The 25064-nt window shown below is 66.8% G+C and carries 30 protein-coding genes; 11 read left to right on the top strand and 19 right to left on the bottom strand.

Features of this window, described 5'->3' with window-relative positions:
• Positions 1–212: 212 nt before the first annotated feature.
• On the bottom strand, positions 213–1556 hold the full coding sequence (locus OG884_RS17390; protein WP_326646391.1) for an alpha/beta hydrolase family protein: 1344 nt from the start codon (positions 1554–1556) through the stop codon (positions 213–215).
• A gap of 242 nt (positions 1557–1798) precedes the next feature.
• Between OG884_RS17390 and OG884_RS17395 the strand changes: the two genes are divergently transcribed.
• Positions 1799–2338, top strand: a complete 540-nt coding sequence (locus tag OG884_RS17395) for a hypothetical protein (protein ID WP_326646392.1) — start codon at positions 1799–1801, stop codon at positions 2336–2338.
• Between the two features lie 429 nt (positions 2339–2767).
• Positions 2768–4270, top strand: a complete 1503-nt coding sequence (locus OG884_RS17400) for an MDR family MFS transporter (protein ID WP_326646393.1) — start codon at positions 2768–2770, stop codon at positions 4268–4270.
• Positions 4271–4448: 178 nt separating this feature from the next.
• Here the strand turns inward: OG884_RS17400 and OG884_RS17405 are convergent, their stop codons facing one another.
• Positions 4449–4757: a MiAMP1 family antimicrobial peptide gene (locus OG884_RS17405; RefSeq protein ID WP_326646394.1), complete on the bottom strand. Its 309-nt coding sequence runs from the start codon at positions 4755–4757 to the stop codon at positions 4449–4451.
• 61 nt (positions 4758–4818) lie between these two features.
• Between OG884_RS17405 and OG884_RS17410 the strand changes: the two genes are divergently transcribed.
• On the top strand, positions 4819–5250 hold the full coding sequence (locus OG884_RS17410; protein WP_326646395.1) for a hypothetical protein: 432 nt from the start codon (positions 4819–4821) through the stop codon (positions 5248–5250).
• A 117-nt stretch (positions 5251–5367) separates the two neighbouring features.
• Here the strand turns inward: OG884_RS17410 and OG884_RS17415 are convergent, their stop codons facing one another.
• Entirely contained in the window at positions 5368–6117 is a 750-nt protein-coding gene (locus OG884_RS17415) for a TetR/AcrR family transcriptional regulator (protein ID WP_326646396.1), read from the bottom strand.
• Between the two features lie 123 nt (positions 6118–6240).
• On the opposite strand from OG884_RS17415, the gene OG884_RS17420 reads away from it, so the two are divergent.
• Positions 6241–6381, top strand: a complete 141-nt coding sequence (locus tag OG884_RS17420) for a hypothetical protein (RefSeq protein WP_326646397.1) — start codon at positions 6241–6243, stop codon at positions 6379–6381.
• A 273-nt stretch (positions 6382–6654) separates the two neighbouring features.
• Here the strand turns inward: OG884_RS17420 and OG884_RS17425 are convergent, their stop codons facing one another.
• The gene (locus OG884_RS17425) at positions 6655–8049 is read right to left on the bottom strand and encodes a phage major capsid protein (RefSeq protein ID WP_326646398.1); all 1395 of its coding nucleotides are present in this window, start codon (positions 8047–8049) and stop codon (positions 6655–6657) included.
• Positions 8050–8266: 217 nt separating this feature from the next.
• The gene (locus OG884_RS17430) at positions 8267–8539 is read right to left on the bottom strand and encodes a GntR family transcriptional regulator (RefSeq protein WP_326646399.1); all 273 of its coding nucleotides are present in this window, start codon (positions 8537–8539) and stop codon (positions 8267–8269) included.
• A gap of 114 nt (positions 8540–8653) precedes the next feature.
• On the opposite strand from OG884_RS17430, the gene OG884_RS17435 reads away from it, so the two are divergent.
• Together OG884_RS17435 and OG884_RS17440 are read left to right on the top strand one after the other, a co-directional pair.
• A complete protein-coding gene (locus OG884_RS17435; RefSeq protein ID WP_326646400.1) occupies positions 8654–8869 on the top strand; it encodes a hypothetical protein in 216 nt (71 codons plus the stop codon).
• Entirely contained in the window at positions 8856–9089 is a 234-nt protein-coding gene (locus OG884_RS17440; RefSeq protein ID WP_326646401.1) for a hypothetical protein, read from the top strand. Before OG884_RS17435 ends, OG884_RS17440 begins: the two co-directional genes overlap by 14 nt.
• Before the next feature lie 235 nt (positions 9090–9324).
• Here OG884_RS17440 and OG884_RS17445 read toward each other — a convergent pair whose 3' ends face one another.
• The 7 genes from OG884_RS17445 to OG884_RS17475 all read right to left on the bottom strand — a co-directional run bounded on the left by OG884_RS17445 (position 9325) and on the right by OG884_RS17475 (position 15580).
• Entirely contained in the window at positions 9325–9567 is a 243-nt protein-coding gene (locus OG884_RS17445; RefSeq protein ID WP_326646402.1) for a hypothetical protein, read from the bottom strand.
• 284 nt (positions 9568–9851) lie between these two features.
• Positions 9852–10139: a hypothetical protein gene (locus OG884_RS17450; RefSeq protein WP_326646403.1), complete on the bottom strand. Its 288-nt coding sequence runs from the start codon at positions 10137–10139 to the stop codon at positions 9852–9854.
• 284 nt (positions 10140–10423) lie between these two features.
• Positions 10424–11083: a hypothetical protein gene (locus OG884_RS17455; RefSeq protein WP_326646404.1), complete on the bottom strand. Its 660-nt coding sequence runs from the start codon at positions 11081–11083 to the stop codon at positions 10424–10426.
• A gap of 403 nt (positions 11084–11486) precedes the next feature.
• Positions 11487–13307 carry a hypothetical protein gene (locus OG884_RS17460; RefSeq protein ID WP_326646405.1) on the bottom strand — a complete coding sequence of 607 codons (1821 nt, stop codon included), beginning with the start codon at positions 13305–13307 and terminating at the stop codon, positions 11487–11489.
• Positions 13304–13678, bottom strand: a complete 375-nt coding sequence (locus OG884_RS17465) for a hypothetical protein (protein WP_326646406.1) — start codon at positions 13676–13678, stop codon at positions 13304–13306. Before OG884_RS17465 ends, OG884_RS17460 begins: the two co-directional genes overlap by 4 nt.
• Positions 13678–13887 carry a hypothetical protein gene (locus OG884_RS17470; protein ID WP_326646407.1) on the bottom strand — a complete coding sequence of 70 codons (210 nt, stop codon included), beginning with the start codon at positions 13885–13887 and terminating at the stop codon, positions 13678–13680. The genes OG884_RS17465 and OG884_RS17470 overlap by 1 nt, the downstream gene beginning before the upstream one ends.
• 223 nt (positions 13888–14110) lie before the next feature.
• Positions 14111–15580 (bottom strand): recombinase family protein, encoded by a 1470-nt coding sequence (locus OG884_RS17475; RefSeq protein ID WP_326646408.1) that lies wholly within the window; start codon positions 15578–15580, stop codon positions 14111–14113.
• Positions 15581–15646: 66 nt separating this feature from the next.
• On the opposite strand from OG884_RS17475, the gene OG884_RS17480 reads away from it, so the two are divergent.
• Entirely contained in the window at positions 15647–16462 is an 816-nt protein-coding gene (locus OG884_RS17480) for an ATP-binding cassette domain-containing protein (protein WP_326646409.1), read from the top strand.
• Between the two features lie 24 nt (positions 16463–16486).
• Positions 16487–17272, top strand: coding sequence for an ABC transporter permease (locus tag OG884_RS17485; protein ID WP_326646410.1), 786 nt, complete (start codon positions 16487–16489; stop codon positions 17270–17272).
• 425 nt (positions 17273–17697) lie between these two features.
• Here OG884_RS17485 and OG884_RS17490 read toward each other — a convergent pair whose 3' ends face one another.
• From OG884_RS17490 to OG884_RS17505, 4 genes are all read right to left on the bottom strand, one after another.
• On the bottom strand, positions 17698–17949 hold the full coding sequence (locus OG884_RS17490) for a GntR family transcriptional regulator (RefSeq protein ID WP_326646411.1): 252 nt from the start codon (positions 17947–17949) through the stop codon (positions 17698–17700).
• 1083 nt (positions 17950–19032) lie between these two features.
• A complete protein-coding gene (locus OG884_RS17495; protein ID WP_326646412.1) occupies positions 19033–19338 on the bottom strand; it encodes a hypothetical protein in 306 nt (101 codons plus the stop codon).
• 307 nt (positions 19339–19645) lie between these two features.
• Complete coding sequence (locus tag OG884_RS17500) at positions 19646–19789, bottom strand: YdeI/OmpD-associated family protein (RefSeq protein ID WP_326646413.1); 144 nt, start codon at positions 19787–19789, stop codon at positions 19646–19648.
• 31 nt (positions 19790–19820) lie between these two features.
• Positions 19821–20228 carry a VOC family protein gene (locus OG884_RS17505; RefSeq protein WP_326646414.1) on the bottom strand — a complete coding sequence of 136 codons (408 nt, stop codon included), beginning with the start codon at positions 20226–20228 and terminating at the stop codon, positions 19821–19823.
• Between the two features lie 91 nt (positions 20229–20319).
• Here OG884_RS17505 and OG884_RS17510 point away from each other — a divergent pair, with 91 nt between their 5' ends.
• On the top strand, positions 20320–21270 hold the full coding sequence (locus OG884_RS17510; RefSeq protein ID WP_326646415.1) for a helix-turn-helix transcriptional regulator: 951 nt from the start codon (positions 20320–20322) through the stop codon (positions 21268–21270).
• A 29-nt stretch (positions 21271–21299) separates the two neighbouring features.
• Here the strand turns inward: OG884_RS17510 and OG884_RS17515 are convergent, their stop codons facing one another.
• Positions 21300–21617 (bottom strand): hypothetical protein, encoded by a 318-nt coding sequence (locus OG884_RS17515; protein ID WP_326646416.1) that lies wholly within the window; start codon positions 21615–21617, stop codon positions 21300–21302.
• 15 nt (positions 21618–21632) lie between these two features.
• On the opposite strand from OG884_RS17515, the gene OG884_RS17520 reads away from it, so the two are divergent.
• Complete coding sequence (locus OG884_RS17520) at positions 21633–21797, top strand: hypothetical protein (protein WP_326646417.1); 165 nt, start codon at positions 21633–21635, stop codon at positions 21795–21797.
• Positions 21798–21799: 2 nt separating this feature from the next.
• Positions 21800–21970, top strand: a complete 171-nt coding sequence (locus tag OG884_RS17525; RefSeq protein WP_326646418.1) for a pyridoxamine 5'-phosphate oxidase family protein — start codon at positions 21800–21802, stop codon at positions 21968–21970.
• Here OG884_RS17525 and OG884_RS17530 read toward each other — a convergent pair.
• A complete protein-coding gene (locus OG884_RS17530; protein ID WP_326646419.1) occupies positions 21960–23168 on the bottom strand; it encodes a methyltransferase in 1209 nt (402 codons plus the stop codon). The two genes, OG884_RS17525 and OG884_RS17530, sit on opposite strands and share 11 nt — an antisense overlap.
• 193 nt (positions 23169–23361) lie before the next feature.
• A complete protein-coding gene (locus OG884_RS17535) occupies positions 23362–24879 on the bottom strand; it encodes a hypothetical protein (protein ID WP_326646420.1) in 1518 nt (505 codons plus the stop codon).
• Between the last annotated feature and the right edge of the window lie 185 nt (positions 24880–25064).

Here is a 25064-nt window from a genome sequence, read left to right on the forward strand (position 1 = left end):
TCACCCACCCCGTCATGATCGCACCCGTTTTCGCGGAATGCTCCCGCGAACGTTTCCGGCCCCGACCCCGGCGCCCCTGTTCCGGGTCGCGCTACCCGGCCGCCCTGACGCTCCGGCGTTCTGGCGCTCTTGGCCACTGTGGACGCCGTGGCCGTGTGGCCCGGGTGGCGCCCAGGCCGCTCGTCCACAGCTCGTTCCGACCGTGTGGCCCGCTACGGCGCGAACCGCATCTCCGGCCAGCGCCTGGACGGCTTGGCGAGCAGTGGGCTTGGCTGTCCCAGCAGATGGCGGTTGAAGAACGCACGAATGTAGATGCGTTGAATCAGCACCGAACGAGGGCCGTCGATTTTGCCGATCATCTCGGTGACCTGATCCGGCGGCAGTCCCAGCGAGTGTTGCCGGAGCAGCACCTGAAGGTTGGTAAACGAAGTGTGGCCCGTACCGTCCAGCCGTAGTTCCAGCCGCCAGCCTCGCAGGCGGGCCCACAGCGCCGCCCAGCTCGGGTCGTTGCCCCGGCCGTGCTCCGAGCTGCCGACCTGTAGGAACGGCCGGTCCAGTCCCTCCTGCAGGACCGGCCCGAACATCGCGCCGTCCAGGTTGATGCCGGCCTTGACTCGCGAGTCCGCATGCATGGTCGCGGCGGCGGTGGCACCACCCAGCGAATGCCCGAACATGCCGATGCGGGACAGATCAAGCACACCGCGCAGCCCCTTGGGCGCAGACCGACGCTCGGCGTCGATGACGCGTCCGCGATTGAGCGCGGTCAACTGGTCCATGACGAAACGTGTGTCGGCGAGGCGGGCGGCCACTGCCTTGGTGGCGACGGGATCATCTTGCTCGTCGAAGTTCGGTGGTGGCGAGCTCGCCGCGTGGATCTCCACCTGCCCGTCCGGAAATTCCACCGCTCCGGCATCGTAGGTGTGGTCGATGGCGGCAACCACGTAACCGTGGCTGGCGAGATCCTCCGCCAAGGCGGTGCTGGAGGCACGGTCGGCGGCGAAGCCGTGTGAGAAGAGCAACACCGGTCGTGGCCCCCGCCCTCGATACACCGGCGCCCCCACTCGCCCGTGCGTGACCGGCAGGCGTACGGTTCCCGCCGGAACACCTGCCAGGACGGCCTCCGCCATCTTGGGTGAGAGCCATGGCGCCCGGGGATACGCCGCCGCCTTCTGGGCCGGATACCACAGCTGGACCATGAGTTCTCGGGACGACTTGGCGGGCACCCATGGGTCGGGCCGTGCACGGTCGACCAGGTGGAGTGACACGGTCCCGATCTGGAGCGGACCGGTGGGTTTCGGCAGCGTGAGCCGGACGGGTGCCACCTGGTTGGCACCGAGGTCAGAACCGTCCTCAGCCGACGTCGTTCCAGCGAGTGCGGGGCGGGCGACGCTGGGGCCGGCGAGTGCGGGACCGGCCACGAGCGCCAACCCCAGCACCGACGCCAGCGTGGCGCGGTAGAGCGCTGTGACTCCTCGCCGGGGCGAGCCGACCTCTCGTGGAGCCGAATCAGCCGGTCGGGGCCGGAAGATCGGGGAGAATCGATCAGGCATCATCATGATTCCAGCGTCCGATGCTGCCCGGCTATGAAGTAGTGCCAACACTCACCGGCTCAGATGCGTTCTTCCCCGCCGGCCGATGACAAATCTCACGGGCAGCGCGGGTGAGGCCCGCACCAGGCGGCCGGCCTGGACATTCACCTTTCTCCCCCGCGACTGCCCGTACCCCGTTCACCTGAACCTTCCAGGCTGGTTGGTGCGGAACGCTGGTCAAGCTGTGGACTCGGCCATACCCTCCGATCGTGGCGGACATCGGCTACTTCGAGGCATGGCAGATGTGGCTGGACGGCAGGTCCACCTTGGGAAACGACATGTTCGGTCTGCCGATGATCTGGTGGGGCAGGGCGGGGAAGATCGCGGCTTTCGTCAGCGGCATGACGATCCTGCTCGACATCGCGGGACCCGAGCGTCTCGTGTCATTCGCAGACCGGCTACACGCCCTCATCCAGGCTCTCTGGAACCGCGCGCTGGCCTACTCGTTTTCGGTCGGCGCGTTTGTCCTGGCGTTCAGCTGGGTCGTCATATGGGAGATATGGAGCATCGACCTTCCCGTACCGGCCGGTGTCCCCGGCTTGAACGTGCTCGTCGGCCTCCTCAAGGTTGTCGTCGTCGTCACGCTGCTCTGTCTGGCCCCCCTGGCCGTGGCGGGGACCGTACTCCTCATCGACAAGGTGTGCGCGAAGCTACCTGCGATCTTCATGCATCCTCGCGTGGTTCACATTCGTGTCGTGGCGACCGTACTTCTGATTACCGGCTTTCATTTCGATCTACTTGCCTCGTAACCCGTCCCGTAAGAACTTCGTCGGCCCGACCGGGGGAGAAGGCATGCCGCCCCGCCATCCACGCGTCGACGCACTCGCCGTATTGCTAAAAAGCCATCTCAAGCGCATGTAGTGCCAGCCCGGATCGCTTGATGCCTTCATCGCCGAGACCGGCCTTCATCGCCGAGACCAGCCTGAGCCCGAGCTGTCGTAACCCCAGACCTTCTTGATCAGTAGAGCGGTTCGGTGCTCCTTCGCGTGATCTGGAGATCGTCGTCCGCCGGTGAAAATCGGGTGACATTTCGCATCACTTGCCGGAAGGCTGGGGACGGGCGATGAGTTTTGTCGGTGGTGTCGGTCAGTCTTTGCATGACCACAACTCCTGGTGAGACCCAAGGCTGGGACGCCGGCCATGACCACGTCCTGTCCGACAACCCCGATTGAGGTGCCGTGTCCAGCCCACAGCTCGACAAGCTCGACTCACCCGCCAAGCCCGCGACCGCCGTTTCAGGTCGCACCCCGGCCGTGATCCGGCTGCTGGTGCTCGCCACATTCGTGGTCATCCTCAACGAGACGATCATGATCAACGCGATCCCGCGGCTGATGAGCGCGCTGCACATCACCGAGCAGACCGCGCAGTGGCTCTCGACCGCCTTCATGCTGACCATGGCCGCTGTCATCCCGATCACCGGATGGTTCCTGCAGCGGGTGTCCACCCGCAGCGCGTACACCACCGCGATGGGCTTGTTCCTGCTCGGTACGGCGTTGGCCGCCGTCGCGCCGTCCTTCGAGGTGCTGCTGGGTGCTCGCATCATCCAGGCATCCGGGACGGCTGTGATGATGCCGCTGCTGATGACCACGCTGATGCAGGTGGTGCCCGAGGAGGACCGGGGCCGGGTGATGGGCAACGTCTCCCTGGCCATCTCGGTCGCGCCCGCCATGGGCCCGACGGTCTCGGGGGTGATCCTCCAATTCGGGTCCTGGCGGCTGCTGTTCGCCGTGGTGCTCCCCATCGCCGCCGTGATCACATGGCGCGGCCTGAAGCAGCTCAAGAACGTCGGAGAGCCCCAGATCAGCACCATCGACTGGTTGAGCGCGGTGACCGCCGCTGCCGGCTTCGGCGGCCTGGTCTACGGGCTCAGCCGGTTCGAGGGCGGTGACGTCCGCGTCGCCGCCGCGATCGTGGCGGCCGGCCTGGTGGCCATCGCCGTCTTCGTCGTTCGCCAGCTGTCGTTGCAGAAGCGCGGCGTGCCGCTGCTGGACCTGCGCACCCTGCGCCACCGCACCTATACGGTCGCGCTGATCCTGATGTCGGTGGCCTTCATGGCGATGCTCGGCTCGATGATCTTGCTGCCGCTGTACCTGCAGAACGTCCGCGAGCTCAGCGCCCTGCAGACCGGACTCCTCGTGATGCCGGGCAGCCTCGCGATGGGGCTGCTCGGTCCGACCGTCGGCCGCCTGTTCGACCGGTTCGGCGGCCGGGTTCTGGTCATCCCCGGCGCGATCGGGATCACGCTCGCGCTCACCGGCTTCACCCAGGTCACGATGACCATGCCGTTCTGGCAGCTCCTCGGTCTGCACGCGCTGCTGATGGTGAGTCTGGCCGCGACCTTCACCCCGGTATTCACCCTCGGGCTTGGAGCGGTTCCACCGCCGCTCTACTCCCACGCCAGCTCGATCCTGAGCACGCTGCAACAGGTCTCCGCAGCCGTCGGCACCGCGCTCGTGATCACCGTGATGAGCGCGCGAGCCGATGCCCTGAGAGCCGCGGGAGCCACGGAGGCGCTCGCCAACCTCGACGGCATGCGGCTGGCCTTCATCATCGGCGCGGTGCTGTCCGTGGCCGTGGTCATCACCGCCCTGCTCCTACCCGCCCGAGCGGACAGCGCCGACGAGATCGAGGGGACAGCGCCGGCGAGTTCGAGGGGGACCCGGCCGATGAAACCGGCGTGACGACGCTGGTCGATGACGGTCATCGTCACTGTCTCGATCGTCCTGTCTCGCCCTGCCTCATATCAAAAGGAGTTGTTCATCCCATGTCTTGCTGAAGTCTGACGGAGAGGGGCCGGTGCGGAACCTGTCGGCCTCAGTGAGTGCTGACCGGAGGGCCGGCCCGTCCGCCTTCCGGGCGTCAGCACACGATGAAGATGCTCTTCCAGCCGACGGGCGTCCTCTGCTCCGCGTTGCGGTTGGACGGCAGCTCGAAGTGCATCACACCCTGCGTGTCGGGCTGGTTGTACATCCGGCCGCTCTGGCCGTCGCCGTACCACTTGTACGACCCGTGGAAGGGGATGTTGGACGGGCCGCACCGGTCGATGACCACCGACCGGCCGGTGAAGCCCGGCCCTTCGTAGGCCACGTACTGTGAGGCGTAGGCGGCACTGCCCATGATCGCGACCATGGCGGCGGAGATGACGGGGACGAGGGCGATTCGCTTCACGATGATCCTCCCGATGACCTCAATGATCCACCGAGAGTATACATATGACTACTCTGAGTGAATGAAGCATGCCGCACATGGTCTGGACCGCTCGCCGAAAGCGGAGAAGACCATGGCGCCGTCCGCGCTGATGGCGAGGTCCTGCAAGTTGGACAGGCCATATGTGGAGCCGCTGATGACACCGCAGAGGGTGTATGCGGAGGGCCAGGTCTGGTTGCACAGGGACGCATTCGCTGAACTCGCCGCCGACCACGAGCACCACCGGACGCTCGCCGTGCCCGGGTGGATGGAGTACCTGTCGATAGACGGTCAAGTACGGCCACAACGCGACGTTCTCTACCTGCCGGTGTTCGAAGATTGGCGGGCGGAGAGCGGCAGGGGCATTGCCCATATACCGGGTTCCGATGGTCGAGGCACGACGATCCAGACGGCAAGCGGTGACCTCGGCAGTGCCACACGCGATCTTGGAGACGGCTGGTGGTGGGTGGAGTAGGTGTCAGATTGATCTTCTGCGTCAGTAGGTCAGGTGGATGATCTCAGGAGTGAGGAGGCCGCCCTCCATGTCGCTCAATGAGACAGGTGCCGCCGACAGATCCGAGTGGCTTCGGTATTACCCCTGCCTTGCGGTTCTGCGCTCGATGAACGCGGCCACGCCGTCCAGGTACAGGCCCAGCCCGAACTCCACCTCGGCCTCCTCGTCGTAGGGGATCTCACCCTCGAAGACGCCGGCGGCGATCACCTTGCTCAACGCGGGAAACCGCTGCGCATCCACCACCCGCGCGAGTGCCACGCCGTACTGGCGGCCGAAGGCCTGAGGGTTCTCCGCGTAACTCCTGGACAGATCGGTGCTCAGCCGGAGCTCGCCGTGCACGAAGGTCAGCAGGCCCATCACGACGCCCACCTTGTCCTCCTCGCTGAGATCGGTGTCGCCCAACGCATGCAGCGCACGGTCGAACCACCAGAGGCTGTTGGGCCCCAGCGGGGGCCCGCTGATCGGGATCTGCGCGGTCCACGGGTGCCGTCGCTGCGCCTTCAGCACGCTCCGTGCCCACAACGTCAGCCCGGTCCGCCAGTCCACGTCGTCCGGCAGGTCCGGTGGCCTGTCCAGGGCCGCGTCCGACATCAGCAGGAGCAGCTCGTCCTTGCTCTTCACGTAGCGGTACAGCGCCATCGTGGCGTTGCCGAGCTGGGTGGCGATTCTGGACATCGACACCGCGGCCAGCCCTTCCGCGTCCGCCACCTCGACCGCGGCCCGCGTGATGTCAGCAACCGTGAGGGACGGTTTGCGCCCCCGCCGCACCGTCTCGCGCAACCCCCAGAGGAGGGCCACCTCGGCGGGCAGTTCGATCTCGTCGGTCATCCGGTCCCTCTCATCACGAACACAGACACAGTCTAGGAACACCCCTCCACGCTCCGATGCGTATGAGCTACGCTATTAGGTGTAGACCATACGCATTAAAGTCGTCGTGTCTGAGGAGTGAAAATGATCGTCGAGGCAACCGGCCTGCACAAGGCCTTCGGGTCCACCAAGGTTCTGGCCGGAGTGGACCTGCACGTCGCAGAGGGCACGGTCTTCGCACTGCTGGGCCCGAACGGTGCCGGCAAGCCGGACGCGGGATTGTGACGTAACTGTGCCTCTTGAATTCCGCCGAATACACGATCGGCCCTGACGGCGAGATATGGCGCGCTCTCGCGAAATTCGGCGCGCTGTAGTCCACGCTGACGGCCTATCTCGGTCCCCCCGGATAGACGGCACCGGAGAGGGGGCGCGGTGGCTCACGGGCGATCTCAGGGCCGTACAGCGCCAGGCATGGGAAAGCCCCCACCGCGACGGATACCACGTCACAGCGGGGGCTCACGGGTGACCAGCCCATACCCGGAAGGAGGCGATCACATGCTAGGCGGCGGTCGGCACGTCCAGCAGACGGAACGCTTCGATCACCGGCGCGTCACTGCCGGTCCGGAAGGTCATGAACAGGTGGCGCTGACCGGTCGGCCGACCGTTCGCGCCGTAGTCCGGCAGGAACTCGACCGTCGTCCCGATCCGATCCACGATGACGAACTGTGAGAAGTCGCCGTACACGACGACGTAGTTGTTCGCCGTGGCCGCCGCATTGATCGCGCCGTCCATGTTGCTGTTCTCGTACCACGGCTTGCCGAGAAGCATCGGGGGCGTCTGGCGAAGCTCGGGGAACTGAAGAGCGCCGTTCGTGGTCTCCATCTGCCGGTAGGCGTTCGCCGTGGCGATGTGGGACATGAACGACGCGTTCGCGCTGAACCGCGCCGGTAGGGCGTTCTGGAGTGCGAACGGGTCGGAGTCGTCGAGCGCTTCCGAGCCGGTCGTGTTGATCTCGCTCGCGGTGCCCACGAGAGCCGTCACGATGCCACCCGGCGCGGTCGAGCCGTTGCCGGTCGTGTAGGCCGTCGCCATGAGCTGATCTGCCGCGTCCTGTGCCACGCGGCGAAGCTGGTTCGTGAAGTCGAGCGCATCCATCCCGAGTTCGTAGGAATAGGTCACGTCCACGTCGCCCATGAACACCGGGATCGGTGCCGGTGCGAGCGCCGGGGTTCCATCGGCCGCCTGAGACCCTTCGGTCTTCCATTCGGCCGTGGCACCGGCGGACGTGACGCCGTTCCATGAGTCGCTGACGGTGGTCACGACGCGGGAGATCTGGCGAAGCGGGTTGTTGCTGCCCGCACTCGTGAGCATGATCGCGGGGTCGATCACGAGTGGCACCATGGCCGAACCGCCGGACAGGTTGAGCGCGGTCCGGACTTCGGTCGCCGCACGGTAGGCCGCGCCTTCCTCGGGGGTCCACATGAGGTGACCACGGCTCGGGTCGGCCGCGAGCTTGGCGAAGGCGCGAACGTAGGCGTCGTCACCGGTCGCCATGACCCACCGGGTAGCAAGGTCGCGTTCCGGCTTCGGGCCGACGTCGAGAAGGCCCTGAGCCACTTCGGCCGCACGCGCCGGGAGACGGTTGCCGTTCACGAGATCGTCGAGCCGCCACATGGCGAGATCGTGGTTCCGGCTCGCCGTCCCCCGGCGGGGGGCTGACTGAGCACGGTCGATCGAGCCCGTTCGGCGCGCGTCGCGGGCGAGGGATTCGCGGCGAAGCTCGGTCCGGTACTCACGGGTGAGAGCCGAGATCCGGTCGTCGATCTCGTTCCAGCGGGCGACGTCTTCGCCCCGGATCGTGTCGTCTCCGGCCGCTTCGTCGATCTCCGCGAGCTGAGCCCGAAGCTCTTCGATCTCGGCACGGATGACGGCGGGGGTACGTCGTTCAGACATGGTGAAACTCCTGGAATTGATCATGGATTGATCAACCCGTCAGGAAGTGGGCAGAGTCGCCCGGATTCGCTGTGCGTGGTTCACGTCTCGATCTGGTGAGTGAGCGATGCTCGGGTCACCCGACCGGCGCGTGTTCACGCGGCGCTCTCATGCTCGGTCTCGGAAGGTGGGCGATGCCCGGCGATCCGACCGGCGCATGATCACGCTGGGTCTGTGATCAGCGTACGTCGCCCCCGGCGCGCTGCGCATCCTGGCGTTCCTTCGCCGTCAGCACGTACGAACCCATGCCCGTCTCGGTCCGGATGTAGTGATCATCCCGGAGAGCGGCGACGGCCTTCCTGATCGTCACCTGAGTCACGCCGAACTCGGTCACGAGAGCCAGCACGGACGGAACCCGCCCACCGCCGGGGTACTCGCCCGACTCGATCCGCTCGCGAACGATCGCGGCCACCTGGGGCCAGAGCGGACGGCTTCTGTCGAGTTCGATCACTCGTCAACCGTAGTGACGGCTAGTCAGCGCGGGCGAGGTCGAGCGCGAGACACCGGGCTATATCTCGCTATATCTTGCCCATGACGGGAAGTCATCTAGGGCGAGGTCGAGACCATGAGCCAGCCTGAGTACATCGCCGGTGCGATCCCCGGCTTCGACGTGTGGCGAGACGACTCCGAAGCCGACGTGTGGCGCGGTCGGCACCGGCAGAGCGGCCGGACGATCAGCGCGGACAACTGGGAACTTCTGGTCTGGCGAGCGTACGAAGTCCGCATCCTGATCTCGATCACGAACATCACGGAAGCGCTCGACGGCCATGCCGGATCTTGACTGGCGGCCGTACGACTGCCGGGGAACGCGGTCCCGAGTCTCCGAGTTCGTCACGCGCGGCAAGGTCGAGTTCGAGCTGTGCAGCGAAGGCGGTCAGGACGTGATCCGCCGGACCGATCGAAGCGGGAAGCGACCCGTCGTGAGCGAGGTCGGCCGGTCGCTGACGCACCGCGCGACGCTCGATCTGTGGAAGCTGGTCGCCATGGGCGACGGGGGCTGATCAAGCGCTGACCAGCGGTTTGCCCTTGCGGCCGTCTCGCCCGCGCGTACGTGATCGGGGGTGTGTGATTGCCCTTGCCTTTGCCCCTGAGCTGGGCGTTAGCGCTAGGCGAGTCTCGCCCGCGCGTACGTGATCGGGGGTGCGTGATTAGCGTTGGCGCTTAGCGCCTGACGGCCGGTCATGAATCCCGCCGGGTAGAACTGCGTGCCGAACCCCGCCAGGGAGCACGCGCCGGTCAGAGATAGTTGCCGGGCACCGGCCTGTCGTCGGCCGCCGGGCTTTCAGTTGGGCTTTCAGTTGCGGGCACGGCCGCGAGCCCGCGCGGAGTGATCAGGAACAAGACCTCGTTCCGCTCCCAACGCTCGATCACGTCGGCCGCGTCCGGCCGCTCGAAGAGTTCGGTCAGCAGTCCGGCGACGTATGTGGAGAACGCGGCCTTGACGGGATCGGGCTTGATCTCGGGGGTCTGGCTGGTCATCTTCGGGTCCTTCCTGGTTGGGCTGGGGTGCGGGGAGAGAAAAGATTGATTGCCGGGGTCTTCCTGGTCAGGGGCGTTTTCACGATCCCGACCCCCACCCCCCGGTATCCGGGTGATCTTCTGTTGTCGAGCGCCGAACCCCGCCAGGAATGGCACTCGTGGTACCGCGCGTACCGTCTGGTACCGCTTGGTACCGGTACGACCGTGGTACGTACTTCGGTACCTTCCGTACCATTTGGGACCACTGTGGTACATGGTTCCGGTACGGCGGTACGGACCGCTGGTCAGCGCGTCGCGTAGATCACGATCATCGTGACGATCGTGGCGACGATCAGCGCGAACGTGTACCAACGCTCGGTGATCAGGAGGAAGATCACGGCGAGCGCTCGGAACGGTGCGATGATCACTCGCCACACTCGTTGGATCGAAGCGCCAAAGACCGCGTCATCGGGCATGATCTCGATCCACGTCGGCGCGTCGTTGATCACGATCGGCATACCAGTGAAGTCGGTCGGTGCCTCGACGATCGCCGTGTCCTGTGCTGCTGCCCGTCGTTCGAGCTGGCTCTTCATGCTGCCCCTTCCCGGCGCTGTGAGCCCCCCTGAGCTGTGGTGAGCCCCTGGGGGTAGTCGAGTAGCCCCCACGGGCATTCGACGGTGTGAGCGATCTCAGGCCGCCCCATCTCGATCACGACGGCCGGTCGGCACGTCAGACAGAATGAGGTCGGCCGGTCCGGGGCGGATATGAGCCGCCCCGGCTCGGTCATGGTCATCTCTGGTCTCCCTCTCGGTTGAGGATCTAGGAAGGGCTCGCGCCCCCGCGTATTTCGAGGGGTCCGCCCTCCTAGTCCTGATTCCTAGAGCCCGTCCGGGCTCTCGCTGGTCACCTTCTGCTCTCCGTACATCGCGGCCGACCACTCGCCTAGCGTCGGCTCGGGACGGCGGGGGCTCTCCTTCTTCGGGGTCGAGTCGTGAACGAACTCCGACCACGCCAGGTAGAGAGTGGTCAACGGCTGGTACATCCGCTGATCCCCCAGGTTCCGGGCGTTGATGAGGTGGACGCTGACGGCTTCCCGAGCGTGAAGATCCGCGTCCGAGACGTCGATGTCGATGTCTCCGGACGGGTTGTCCACGAGCTGACGGGACATCCGCGTCAGGACCCATGACGCGGGTCCGACCGCCTGAGCACTACCGGCCGCGCGGTTCAGCTCCGTGATCATGGCGTACCGCTGAGCGTCGCCCGTGACCGGAAGCCGGTAGACGAACCGGGGGTGTGAGCCGGTGACGTCGGCTTCGCCGGGGAACCGGCAGTCGGCGCACAGCCACCGGAGAAGGCCCCAGTAGAAGCCCCAGCCCCAGCCCGTTTGCGGCTTGTTGCTCTCGCATGACTGGCAGTACCGGGAGACGAGAGAGCATCCCTCGCAGTAGCCCCGGCTATCGTTCTCCGCCGTCGATCGGAGCGGGCAACTATCACAGGTGCCCGTCTTCGTGGCGGTCTCGCTCTTCGTCTCAGGCATCGTGCGTCCTTCCGAGTCGGGTACGGCACCGGCCGCACGCCATGACCGATAGCGATCCGCCATCGGAGTTCTTCGCGGTGATGGGCTCGCGCTCCATGCCTTCGTGCCAGGCCCCGCACACCTGGCAGGCGTCGCCGATTTCGGTCGGGCTTTCGGTCGCGTGCATCAGTCGGGCTATCACTCCCGCTCTCCTTCCTGTTGACTCTGCGTGACTTTCCGAGAGGCACCGTGCCGGGCTCGGATGGGGGGTGTAGGGGGTGTAGGGGGTCATTTCCAACAGTCCGCCTGTAGATCCAGGGCACCCATGTACCTTCAGCCCTGTGTTTCTCGAAGAACCACTGAAAGTGACCCTCTACACCCCCTACACCCCCTTCCGAGCCCCGCCGGTCGAGCCGATCGGGTGCTAACTCTCCGTGCCGAATCTGACGACTCGGTACGTGCTGCCCTTCTTCGGGTCGGTGCGGACGTCGATCGCGAGGTCTCCGACGTACCGGCCCTTGCGATTGGCGATCCACTTCCCGAGTGATCTCGCGAAGCCCGCCTTCCCGATCGTCCGACTCCACTTGTCCGCGAGGTCGCCGGGAAGCTTGGTCGGGTCGAACTTGCCCGCCGGGAATTCGTCGTCGTCGCCCGCGAAGGGGCTCAGGTCGAGGCCCGAATCTGCGATCGTCTCGACCAGCTCGACGACCTTGAACGACCGGTTGATCCCCATGACCCGAACGACCTCGGTCAGGAACTCGCGCCATTCCTTGTCGTCGTCGCTCTCAAGGTGATCTTCGTCCTTCCGGCCGAACTGACCGGCGAAGCCCGCCCACGAGAGCATCCCTTCCATGGCCGCGTCCCACTCGGCGTAGTCGTCGCTGCGCTTGCGGGGCGCGGTCGGCCGACCGGCCGCGAGCCATCCCCTGACGATCGTCAGGAGAGCGTGAATGATCTCCCCCTGATGCTCGGGAACCCACGTCCGGAGATCGAGCGCGAAGCCGCCCCGCTCATGCGGTCGGGGCATCTTCGGGTCGATCACGATCCAGTAACACCGGCGGGCGAGGTCGCCGCCGATCTCCGCGTTGTTCGCCGTGATCGACCACACGCGGTCGTTCGGCGCGGTCCGCTCGCTGTTCTTGCCGAGAAGCCGATCCGAGAAGGTCGCCGTCGTCAGCAACCCCTCGAAGGCCGCGCTCTTGATCTTTCCCCGGACGTTGTCGAGGGTGACCACGGGCGCGGTCGTCTCCGTGAGGATGCCGAGAACGCCCTTCGTCAGCTCAGCGTCCGACTCGGGGAAGCCCGCACGGAGGATGCCCCCGTGAACGGTCCTGGGGATGCTCGCGAGGAAGCTCTTCCCCGCCCCCGGCGACGGCGCATTGATGACGAACGCGGGGTACGGCCCCGGCAGCATCGCCCGCATGATCGGCGTGAAGAGCATCCCGAACCAGTTCGCTCGGTGGTGCTCTTCGACGAACGGGAACTCAGCCACGATCTTCGAGATCAGAAGCTGTGCTTCCTTGATCTCTCCGGGGGTCGGGATCGCGCTCACCGGCGGGACGACAAGCCCGGTTTCCGGCAGGTACAGAAGACCGGTCGCCGCGTCGTATCCGGGTCGGCCAAGAATGCTCCCGTCCGGCCGCACGATCGGCGTGTGCGTGACGCCACGAAGGACCCGAAGGTTCGGGACTCCGTCACCTGAGCGAGCCGCAGAATGCGCGTGGTTGGCGCACTCGGTCGGCAGCGTCTTCCGCTCCCACCACATGCGGGTCTTGGTCGTGGTCTCGATCTCCTCTCCGTCTTCGTCCCCTTCCTCGCCCTTGACCTCCTTCCGCCGGACGACCCCGAGCGAGTACCGGATCTCGACGGCCGTCTTCAGGTCGAGCGCCGTCATGGCGCGAACCTGAGCGGGTCCGTCTTCCTCGCTCTCGTCACGGGGCGGGACATAGCCGTCTTCGCCGACTCGGGGCGTGAACACCATCTCGCCGCCGCGCCGGAAGAGACCCGAGAGCGGACCACGGCCCAACTCCTCACGAAGCCAGTCGTTCGTGTCGCTCTTGCTCCCGACCTTGATCCGCTGAAGCCCCGTCTTCGGGTCGCGGATCGACACGGCTCTCTGTGATGCGTCCGTGGTCGTCTCGGCACGAAGGCCGTAGATCTTTGCCTCGATCTTCGCGGCGCACTCGGGGCACGGGTCCGCGTTCGGGTCGCTCTGGCACGTCTCGCACAGCTCGATGTCGATCATGCCGCCACCCCCCGCATTCCCACGATGCTTCCGGTCTTGTACGTGCCGGGCAGGCGTCCGGCGAATCCGTGATCTTCGTAGAGCGGGAAGGCGTTCGCGCGGACGATCTCACCGGCGACGCTGATCAACGGGTTGCCCCGGAGATCGAAGCCGACCACGTCCCAGGTCTCGCCGTCCTCGTACTTCGCGACGTACTCGCCACGGGGCGCGGGGAAGCGAAGCCCGCCGATCGGAGCGGCTTCTTCGCTGGTCGGGTAGGTCTTGTGACCGTTTGTCAGACCCGATAGCGACGAACTATCATGGGGGTGAGCGTTCGAGCTGTTCTCGGGAAGGTCGCCCCCGCCAGGGCGGCCTTTCTTGTTTTCGATCATTAGTGAGCCCCGCCCTTGATCAGTAGGGCGAGCGTGCTCTTCTGGTCGTCGCTCAGGGGCGGGAAGCGGTCGGCCGTCTCGCGGACGAACTTCGCGATCTTCGCGGCGTGAAGCTCCCGCTGAAGATCGGTCACGTCCGCATCGGGGGCGTAGCGCCGAGTGCGCGCGATCTTGCACGCGATCTCGGTAGGGGTCGGCGTCTCAGCCATGGCGCGTTCCTTCGCGCTCATGGAAGCCGCGAGGGATGGACGGTCTACACGATCCCCCGGACCCTTTGGGCGGTCCCATGTGCCCCGGCGGGCGCTCAGCGCTCTTCGCCGTGACCAGCTCTTCCGTGCTGATCTGTATTCAGATTAGAGGGTCTGTTTCTAAAGCGCAACCAAAGAGCCGGGGCTGTTCTACCAGCTCACCGGCCCTTTTGTATCTCGCTGATTACATGTTCTGAGGCTCGATCGTCACGCGGTCTTCGATCGACGGCCGGAAGCCCTTCCCGGCGGGCTTCAGGGTCACGGTCATGATGCTGCGAACGATCTCCCGGCGGGTGCCGACCCCGAGCCCTTCCCAGACCTTCCGCGCCGCGTCTTCGGACTCGACCCCGGCGAACGCTGCCAGGGGCGACGTGTCGGCGACCTCGGCAAGCTGACGTTCGAGATCTTCGATCCGGACCTGAAGCTTCTTCGCCCGGCGAAGGTACTCGGGACGCTCGACCAGGCCCATGTCTCGATCTTCGCCAAGCTGAGCCTTGCTCTCGCGAAGCACGGCCACCTGACCGCGAAGCTTGCCCGCGTCCACGGTGCCCTGAGACGGCTTGATCAGATCGGCCGCGTCCCGAGCCAGGATGACGATTGCCAGGGCTTCCACGAGCGCGTCAAGCTCGCCTTGCGGTGCCGTGGCGTGCCCGCCGGTGCCGCGCGTCTGGCATGCGTAGATCGGCCGGTCGCGCTTGCCGCTCGACCCCGAGACGCGGACCACAGCGCCACACGGGCACGTCGCGATGCCGGACAGAAGGTGACGGGGCGCGACGCCGGGGTTCGTCCGGCGGTTCGGGTCGGTGAGCTTGCCCATGATCACCCAGAACTCGTCAGGGCTCACGATCGCTTCCCATGGCGCGGTTCCTACGACGTCTTCCGGCGTGTAGACCTTCCGGCCGGTGCCCTTCTTGTGGACCATGAGCCCGGCGTTCCGGGGGCGCATGAGCACGTCACGGACGGTCGGCGCGGTCCACTGGCCACCATCGGCCGCCGGGATGCCGTCCGCGCGAAGGTCGCGGGCGATACCCGCGACGCTCGGACCCTTCGGCATGCCGAACGTCGGGAGAAGGACCACGTCCGCCATGCGCCGGATCACGTCCGTCTCGAACTCGATCGGGCTCACGCCGTCGTCGGCGAAGCCGTAGGGACGTCGGCCCCCGCCGAACGTGCCTTCTTCGGCCTGACGCTGACGGGCTCGGGAGACGCGGCGCGCGGTGTCCCGGCTCGACTTGTTCGCGGCTGCACACATGATCCGGGCGACCATGATCCCGGCGTCGTCGGTGAGCTGGCATGAGCCGGTCAGGCTCTCGCACGTCACGGCGAACCCCGAGCCGGTCACGATGTCGATCGTGTCTTCGAGGTCTCGGGGCTGACGGGCGAGCCGGTCGATGTCGAGCACCACGAGCACGTCAACGGCACGGGTCCGAAGGAGGTCGTTCGCACGGTGGAACTTCGGGCGGTTCGTCCGGCCGGTGCGCTTATCGACCTTGTACGCCGACGTGTCGTTCTCGATCAGGATGTGGGCTTCGTCGAGCGACCAGCCACGGGAAGCGACGTACTTCCGCATGTCCGCCACCTGATCATCGACACCGGCCGTCTCGTCGATCTCGGCATCGGAGATCCTTGCCAGGATTGCCGCTCGCTTCGCCATGTCCCGTGCTCCCTTGTGCTTGACCGCTGGTCACAGCGTATGCGCGAGAAGCGTCGGAATCGATGGTTGGGCAAGACCACCACCATCCGCATCCTGACCACCCTGTCGCGGCCCGACCTCGGCAGCGTGCGGATCGCCGGGTACGACGTCGTGCGCGAAGCGACCAAGGTGCGCGGCGTCATCAGCCTGACCGGTCAGTCCGTCGCGCTGGACGACCAGCAGACCGGCTGGGAGAACCTGGTCATGATCGGCCGCCTGATGCACCTGGGCAGACCCGCCGCCGGCCGTCGTGCCATGGACCTCTTGGAACGGTTCGACCTGGTGGACGCCATGAAAAGGCGGGTGAAGACCTACTCCGGCGGCATGCGCCGACGGCTGGACCTGGCGATGAGCCTGGTCTCGCAGCCGAGGGTGATCTTCCTGGACGAGCCGACCACCGGTCTCGACCCGTCCAGCCGGACGACGATGTGGGACGCCATCAAGGACCTGGTCTCGTCGGGGACGACGATCGTCCTCACCACGCAGTACCTGGAGGAGGCGGACCGGCTGGCCGACCGGATCGTGCTGATCAACGGTGGCAAGGTCGCCGCGTCCGGCACGGCCGACGCGCTGAAGTCCCAGGTGGGCGGAGATCGACTCGACCTGCGGTTCGCGGTGGAGGCTGACGTGGCCCGCGCCGCCGCGCTGTTCGACGCGCCGCGCGGCACCGACCCGCTCGTTCTGGGCATCCCGTCCGACGGCAGCGCGGAGCACCTGCACCGGGTGCTGGACGACCTGCGGATCGCGGGCGTGCCGGTGGTCAAGGTGTCGTCGCACCGGCCGACGTTGGACGACGTTTTCCTGTCCCTGACCACCGCTGGCCGGACCTCGGTCCAGGTCTGAACGGCTCTTGAAAGGACCATGACCATGACCATCACCGCTGTGCACGGCGGCGCCCGCAACGCCGTGACCGACTCCCTGACCATGATCGGCCGCAGCATCCGGCTCAGCCGCCGCAACGTCGACACGCTGGTCGTGTCGATCGTCCTGCCGCTGCTGATGATGTCGCTGTTCGTCTACGTCTTCGGCGGGGCCATCAACACCGGCACCCAGTACATCAACTATGTGGTGCCCGGCATCATCCTGCTGTGCACCGGCTACGGCGCCGCGTCCACCGCGATGTCCGTCACGGACGATATGACCAGCGGCATGATCGACCGGCTGCGCTCGTTGCCGATCCGCAGCTCCGCCGTCCTCACCGGACACGTCGTTGCCAGCGTCGCCCGGAATCTGCTGTCCACCACCGTTGTCATCGGCGCGGCCATCGCGATGGGCTTCCGCCCGGACGCGACGGTCACCGACTGGGTGCTGGCGGCCGGTCTGCTCCTGCTTTACGTGCTCGCGCTGTCCTGGCTGGCGGCCGGGCTCGGCGTGATCGCGAAGTCCGTGGAGTCGGCCAGCACGCTGAGCTTCCTTATGCTGTTCCTGCCCTACCTCAGCAGTGCGTTCGTGCCGACGAACACCATGCCGTCGTTCCTGCACGCGGTGAGCGAGAACCAGCCGATCACCCCGGTGATCGAGACCGTCCGGGGATTGCTGACCGGGACCCCGATCGGCAACACCGGCTGGATCGCACTCGCCTGGTGCGTCGGCCTGCTGACCTGCTCGTTCACCTTCGCCGCCTGGCTGTTCCGCCGCCGTACCCGCGGCTGAGAAAGCATTGCACCCGATGTGATGCCGGCTGCATGGCCACGTTCGAGAAGCTGCTGCACGAGGGCGCACCCGGCACCACGACGGTTCGGCCACCTTGATCCGACATTTGTGAGGACGTACGGCACCGGTGGCTTCGATCCGAGAGGGGTGATCTTCCTTGCTTTACGAGCATCCACACGGCGGTCCAGCTCCGCATTGGTCAGGTCCGGCCATCCGGCCCGGAACGGGCTCGCTTCTCATGTGACCGCTGCGCTGATCAGTCGGTCGGCGGAACATCGTCCAAACGCGAGAGCTCCGCCTGCGGATCGATATCGACCATGGTCCGGATCAGACCCCACTCGCTCCTGGGGGTTCCTCGCCCATGCAAGATGGTAGGTGGGTCGCGCCTGGCGACGGACCCGCTTTCCAAGCGACCGCCGTCGCGATCAGTCGGTCGGCCAGTTCTCCCGCTCGTTGACGAACGTGCCGCGACCTTGCACGGTCACCGTCCATCCCTGCTCGCCGAGGTGCCGCATCGCCCGGCGGACGGTGCCCCGGCTCACGCCGTGCTCCTGCTGTAGCCGGGTTTCCGAGGGCAGCACCTGCCGCGGCCGGTAATCGCCCGCTTTGATTTTCGCGGTGATGATCCCGGCGAGCTGATCCCACAGGGGCTCGGGGTTGAGCTGGTCGACTGTCATGGATGAAACGTTACGGACAGGCCAGATGGCCAAGGCGGACGGTCCGTATTGAACGGGCTGTACGAGTAGGACGAGATAGACGTACAGTATTGCCGCAGTCACTCAAAGCAACGGCCCCGGCAGGCGCTGTAACGCCGTACCGAGGCCTTGATCAGGAAGTGAGTCCTGACCCGTGAACAACCCTAGTACTCCGGTGCTCGACCAGAGCATGGCGAGCGGTTGTGGTTGCTTCGCTGACGCACCGCCGATGCCGATGGGCTGTGCAGTCTGCGGGCACGCGCCCTACGCGCATGGCTGCTCCGACCAGCCCGCCGATCACCAGTACGCGCAGCCCTCCGGCGCGCTGATGGCCGTTCGCCTGGAGGCCCGCCGCACTGGAGACCGTTCCGTGTCCTGCTTTGAGCCGTCCGCGTCCGTGACCCCGGCTGAGATGATCCCGTTGGTACCCGCTCAGAGATCTGCCGGTCAGGCCCCGGCTGACGAGGCCGTACCGGTACCTGCTCGGCGGCCGGGTGAGCAGACATCGGCTGAGGCGTCGGCGTCGGCGCCCGCGCAGTGGCCTGCCGAGGTGACACCACCAGTGTCCGTTCAGTGTTGTCCCGAGCAGATCCCGGTTACCAAGTCCGCCCTACCAGTGCCGTTGCCCCGGCGGGCGCCTTGCCGTCTTCGTCCGGCGCGCCCGTCCAGGTCCGTCCTCACCAGACCGCCCCGGCTTGGCCACCGGCGTCGTCTCACGCCTAGCGCCAGGCGAACGGCCACCCGCGCCCTGCGATGCGCAGTGGTCACCCCGTCTTCGTACCGGCTGCCCGGCCCGTACGGCGCACCCCTCCGCGTCCTGCCCTGCCCCATGAAGCGGGCCCGTCCACCGCTACCAACGACCGGACGGGCCCTTGATCGGATGGAGGTCCAATCAATGGACGATGTTAGATCCAGCACCCCCGAACCGGCCATCCCCGGCCGGCGACTGATCCTCAGCGACGCCGGACGGCTGTGGGCCAGCCGGATGCCGCATCCATGGTCATGGCCACTGCGAGTGCTACATCTGTCAGTTTCTCCTCGTATGTATGGAACGTCTGGGATGGATCACACGCACACGTCCACCGGGAACCACAGTCCCTGCATCGTGCGGTCTTTTTTCTTGAAGTGGCCGCGGATGATCTCCACCTCGGGACGGTACGCGCCCAGGGCGGCCAGGTAAGTCTCCTGCCTCAGGGCAGCGTCAGGTTCGCCTTTGACGATCGCGGTGAAGTACCTCACCTTGAGCACTACGTCATCCCGGCGGATTTGCTGCACCAACTCGACGAGGTCAAGCCACAAATAGGCGCGACCGTACTTGCTCTTCAGCCCGTGGTACAGGTTGAAGCCATCGACGTACGCGACCACGTCCACCAGGACACCTCCGACATTGGCCAGCCTCGCCGATGGTAGCTACGATGGAGGTACACGAAGTTGGTTACGGCCAACTGGGCGGCCCTGCGAGGGGCCGCATTTTTTGTTTGTGGTGATTTCCCGACAGCTGTGCGTACCTGTTGCTGAGCCGTCATCGCCGATCCCGCTGACCTGGCATGCACCGTAGCCGCCCGGCGGAAGGGACATGGCTGCGACGTCTCCGACGTGAAGCGCTACGCCCGGCCCGGCGTTGACGCTCACGGTCCCTGAAACACCTTCCACAACGCGGCGAGTATCGGCGGCTTTCTCACTTCAGCAAGCCGGAGATCGTCTTCTGCAGGCGGGCCGCGCGGCCGGCCGGGGTCCTGGTCTTCAGCAGCGGCAGGATCAGCAGGTGGCGGCCGGTCTTGTCGAGTGCCTTGAAGCGGGCGGCGGCCTGCGGGTTGGCCACGACTCCCACTGGGCGGCGTCCGCGAAGTGCATCATCGGCCCAGGACCTCCAGGTAGTGCCGGTTGTACATGATGCCCAGCACGTTGCCGAACGGGTCGACCACGGACGCGGTGACGAAACCGGGGCCGTACTCGGTGAGCGGCGTGTGCGGCATGGCCCCCAGGGACAGCAGCCGGTCCAGGGCGGCCCGCACGTCGTCGACGTGCCAGTGGATGATCGCGCCCCCGGGGGCGGCGGGCGCGCTCGGCGGGGCGTACCGCCGGCCGATGAGGCCGAGTTCGGCCTGGTAGTCGCCGATCCTGAACTCGTAGTAGGCGGCCGGCTGCCCGTTACCCGGACGCTCGAAGTACGGCTCTACGTCCAGCAGTTCGACGTACCACTCCTTGGCGGCCTCCAGGTCGTCGGCCCAGAAGCTGACGGTGGCCAGTCCTCGCAACATCGGAGATCCCTTCTTCCGGTCGGTGACAGTGACCATTTTCCGCCCCTAAAGTGCTCACCAACTGACTACTTTGTTGGAGAAACCGGGGGACATGCGCGCTGATCGCCTCGTCGCAGCCCTCCTGCTCATGCAGGCCCGTGGCCGGGTGACCGCCGCCGAGCTGGCCGACGAGCTGGAGGTGTCCGTCGCCACCGCTCGCCGCGATCTGGAGGCGCTGTCCGCGGCCGGCATCCCGGTGTACCCGCAGCCGGGACGCGGCGGCGGCTGGTCGCTCGTCGGTGGTGCCCGCACCGATCTCAGCGGCCTGTCGGCGATCGAGGCGCAGGCACTGTTCCTGCTCGTCGGCCCGGCCGCGGCCGTCTCGGGTGAGGCCAGGGCGGCGCTGCGCAAGCTCGTGCGGGCGCTGCCACAGACCTTCCGTGCCGAGGCCGAGGCCGCCGCCGACGCCACGATGATCGACCCCACCCGGTGGGGCGAGCGTGATCGCCACCGGCCAGAGATGGTCGATCTGCTGCAGACCGCCGTGATCCGCAGGCGAAAGGTCCGTCTGACCTACACCGACAGCGCCCGGGAGCGGACCGAACGGCTGGTCGACCCGTGGGGCCTGGTCGACAAGGACGACATCTGGTACCTGCTCGCCGGGACCGAACGAGGGCGGCGAACCTTCCGAGTTGACCGAGTCATCGGAGCCGAGCCGACCGACCAGCCCGCCGAGCGCCCGGACGACTTCACGCTCGCCACCGCGTGGCGACAGGTCGTCGGTGAGGTGGAGCGGCGGCGTTCACGCACCTGGGCCACCGTGCTCATCGAGGCCAGGTTCGTGCCGGTACTGCGAACGCACTTCGGACGGCACTGCCACATCGACGGCGAGCTCGACCACGGGCGTGTCCGGGTCCGCCTCGCCGCACCGACCCCGTTGGACATTGCTCGGCACCTGGCCGGCTGGGGCGCGATGATCGAGGTGGTCGAACCGCACTCCGTCCAGGCCGAACTGGCGCGGATCGGCGCCGAACTCGCCGGCCGCTACACCAGCGGACACTGACACGGAGTTCGGCCTTGGGGCGGCGCGTGTCACGCCAGGCTGTCCAGGCTGTCGAGCTCGCGAACGAGGCGGGCTCCCTCTCGGGTCATGATCTCCGGGTCGCGCAGAGCATTGGAGAGCAGGGACATGCCCTGGTAGGCGCCGACGAGCGTCAGCGTGAGGCCCTCGGGGTCGGCCACGCCCATCTGGCGGTACTGCTGTTCCACCCAGTCCAGCAGCCGGCGGATGACATGGCCCGCCGCGAGGTCGAGGCCACTCTCGGTTCGCTTGTCGAGTTCGACGGCAAGGGTGCCCGTGGGACAGCCGTAGCGGGCCGTGGTGTCGCGCTGACCGACCCACGCGTCCACGAGACCCTTGAGCTGATGGCGCGGTTCATGCCGCTGCCCGTGGTCGAGGGCACCCTGGCCATCCTGGGCGAACCGACCGAGGGCGAGCAGCGGGTGAGCCCCGACGTCGAACGCGTCCTGGGCCGGGCGCCGGGCACCTTCGCCGCCTGGGCCGAGCGCAGCGCCGCAGCCTTCCGGTGAGCATGTCGGTCGAGTATTTCCTCGCTGAGCCGCACGTGGCCACCCTGACCACCTCGCGTCCCGACGGCTCGCCGCACGTGGTCGCGGTGCGTTTCACCGGGGACGGTCAGGCGAGGCTGGCCCGTGTGCGGTCAGCATTCCCCTGGGACGGTGGGTGTGCGGTCAGCGCTTGACGGCTCGCAGGACGACGAATTTGGGGTCGCTCGCGGCGACCTCGCAGTTGCCGAAGAGCCGGCGCAGCTTCGCGTGGTAGCCGAGGTGCCGGTTGCCGACCACCCACAGCTCGCCGCCGCGGCGCAGCGCGGCGCGGGAGCCGTTGAACATGCGCCAGGCCGTCGCGTCGGTCGTCGCGCGGTGTGTGTGGAACGGCGGGTTGTTCAGCACCAGGTCCACCGTCCCGGCGGGTACGCCTGACAGGCCGTCGGTCGCCAGGAATTCCGCAGTGGTGCCCGCCGCCACGTTCGCCCGGAAGGTGGCCTCCGCCGAGGCCAGCGCCTGATAGGACTCGTCGATGAACGTCACCTGGGCTTCGCTGTTGCCCAGTGCGGCGGCGAGCCCGACCACCCCGTTGCCGCAGCCCAGGTCCACGACATGTTCGCGCCCACGGCGCTGCGGCAGATTCTTCAGGAAGAAGCGGGTGCCGACGTCCAGGCGGTCGGCGCAGAAGATGCCCGCGTGGTTGGTGACGGTCAGCCCCGAGACGGCTCCGACACCGGCGGGCAGCGGGTAGCTTCGCGGCCACGGGTTGTCGCTCCGGGGAAGCCCGGGGTCCGGTGCGCAGAAGATGAGCCGTGCCTTCTTCGCCGCCAGCGACGTCCTGGTCGGCCCAAGGATCCGTTCGAACAGGTGTAGCGTCGAGGTGTGGATCTCGGTGACCATCCCGGCGCCGACGACCACCGTGCCGGAGTGTAGGTGCGGTGCAAGGCGGTGCAGCTGGTCCTCAAGGAGTGCGAGGCTCTTGGGCACTCGGATGAGCAGCACGTCGATCCGGTCGACGGGTGCGTCCCTGGTCGTACGGAGCCGCACTGTGTCCCCGGCGTCCCTGGCATCTCTGGAGTCCCCGGCATCTCTGGAGTCCCCGGAGTACCCGGTGACCCCGTTGCGCTCCATGTTCGCCAGGGTCGCCCGCCGGCCGAGGAAGGAGTCGGTGATCTGCACGGGACGGTGATCGGCGAGCGCGGTGACCAGAGCACCCCACCGGTCGCCCAGCACGACCACGGTGCCCGACAGGTCCGTGGGGCCGCCGTCGATTCCGTCGAGGTACCGCAGTAGATATTCGTCGGCGGCGTCCCAGGCGCGAAGCGGGTCGCGGGGATCCTCGGGGAAGCGGGTGAGGTCGAACTCACCTCTCGACGTCGTTAAACGGTTCATCGCGCCATAGGCTAGCGAGTCGCGCGATGAGCTGGTCACATCCCCGCCCCGCCTGGACCGGTCGCGTACGCCGGGCGAAGACCATGCCGGCCGCGCCGCGACCCGCATGCTGCTCCCACACCGCCTCGGAGCACCCCGATCATGATTTCTAAAGACGGTGGAAGGAGAGGTCGGCGCGGCCAGGTGAGAGTGGTCAGGGGAGGCGGTACTGCGCCGTGTCGAAGTAGGTGAAGAGGGCGGCGCTGTGCTTCCTGATCTCCTCGGGGTCCAGGATCCAGATCGCGTACGCCTCCGTGTACAGCTCGGTGGGGTCCTGCGTGGCGTGTGAGTAGGTCGTCAGGCCCAGTGAGATCTGGCCCTCGTTGACGGCGCCGACGAACTTGCTCCCACGGTCGGTGAAGAATTCCTTGCCGTCCATGAACTTCCTGCGCCACAGGGCGACGTCGGCCTGGATGCCGCAGAACCTGATGATCTCGTTGTGCAGGTCCGCCCAGATCACATTGGCCGGTTGCGGTGGCAGCTTGCCGATGATGTTCGTGAACTCGGTGGGCGGCACCTTGGCGCCCTGGCCCTGCGCCCTGAGGAGCGCCACGATCGCGTCGTAGGCGGTGTTGAGGGTGTTGAACTCCTGCTCGATCTGCTTGTACAGCTGGATGGCGTTGTTCTGCTGCCCGGACTTCAGCAGTTGAGCCAGGTCGGCCAGTGCCCCGCCCTTGGCCGTGCAGGAGGCGGCCAGGGCGTCGGCCTGGGCGGTCCTCTTCTGCGTCGCGTCCACTGTGTCGAAGGCCAGCACCGCGAGTTCCCGCCACGGGGCGGTGCTCATGATCTTCCGTTCGACGGCGTGGTCGATCCTGTCCTGCGGCAGTGGCGCGGGCGTGCCCACCCCGGCGCCTTCGCCGATGCCGGTCAGGGCCTTCTCCGCGGTCCGGCGGGACAGGGTCCTGCGGTTCAGGGAGTCGAGGGCGTGGCCGACCTCGTGCAGGATGACCTGGAGGCTCGGCGGCCGGGCGGGCGCGCCGGCGGTTCCGCCATAGAAGCCCTTTTCGTCGTCGATGAAGGTGACGTCCGTCACGGTGAGCCTGCCCCAGGATCCCGAGTACGGGCTGAGGATCTCGGTGAGCCTGGCCTGGATGTGGCCGCCCACGGTGTCGTCGGCCTTGGCCGCCAGCTGGGTGACACGTGCCAGCTCAAGGCCGTACAGCGCCACGCGGTCCGCCGCGGGGACGAGGGCCAGCGCGTGGTGGATTTTGGTCAGGTCGGGAACGGTCCATTCGCCGGTGATCGCGCTGAGGTGGTAGGTGTCGACGAGCTGTTTCTTCAGCACTCCGAGGTTGCCGGCGAGAGCCGGACCGTTGACGGGCAGGCCGCGGCCGACGAGCGTGGCCTCCGCGTTGTAGTTCTGGTCGAAGCTGAGGATCACCTGCCCGAGGGAGCCTTCGGGGTCGAGGGGCACGAGCAGCCGGTACTGCTTGAGTCGCAGGTCGCGGCCGGTCGCCAGCGCCGCGAGCTGCCACGTCAGCGCTCTCGTCTCGGCTTCCGTGAGCGCGGGCCGCACTCCGGGTCCGGTGACCTTGACCAGCTTGCCCTTGAGGTAGCCGGCGTTGATCTTCGCGGTCACCTGCGCGGCGTCGACCTCTCCGGGCAGGGGTACGACGTCGAGGCCTGTAATCTCGTAGATCCGGTTGTGGTGACACTCGATATGTTGGGACACGGTGGAACTTTATGGCGGGGATTTGAGATAGAGAAGTGGGAAAATTACGACAAGTGGCCTGATTGGTGAAGTGGGAGGTCACGGGATTTTGGACCATTCCACATCATGGGTGGTCGGCTACCCGCCGGGCTGATCAAGCCCTCGATTTATAACAAAAAGTCGATAAATATCGCGCTTTCCGGCCT

The organism is Streptosporangium sp. NBC_01755 (assembly GCF_035917995.1).
Lineage (GTDB): Bacteria > Actinomycetota > Actinomycetes > Streptosporangiales > Streptosporangiaceae > Streptosporangium.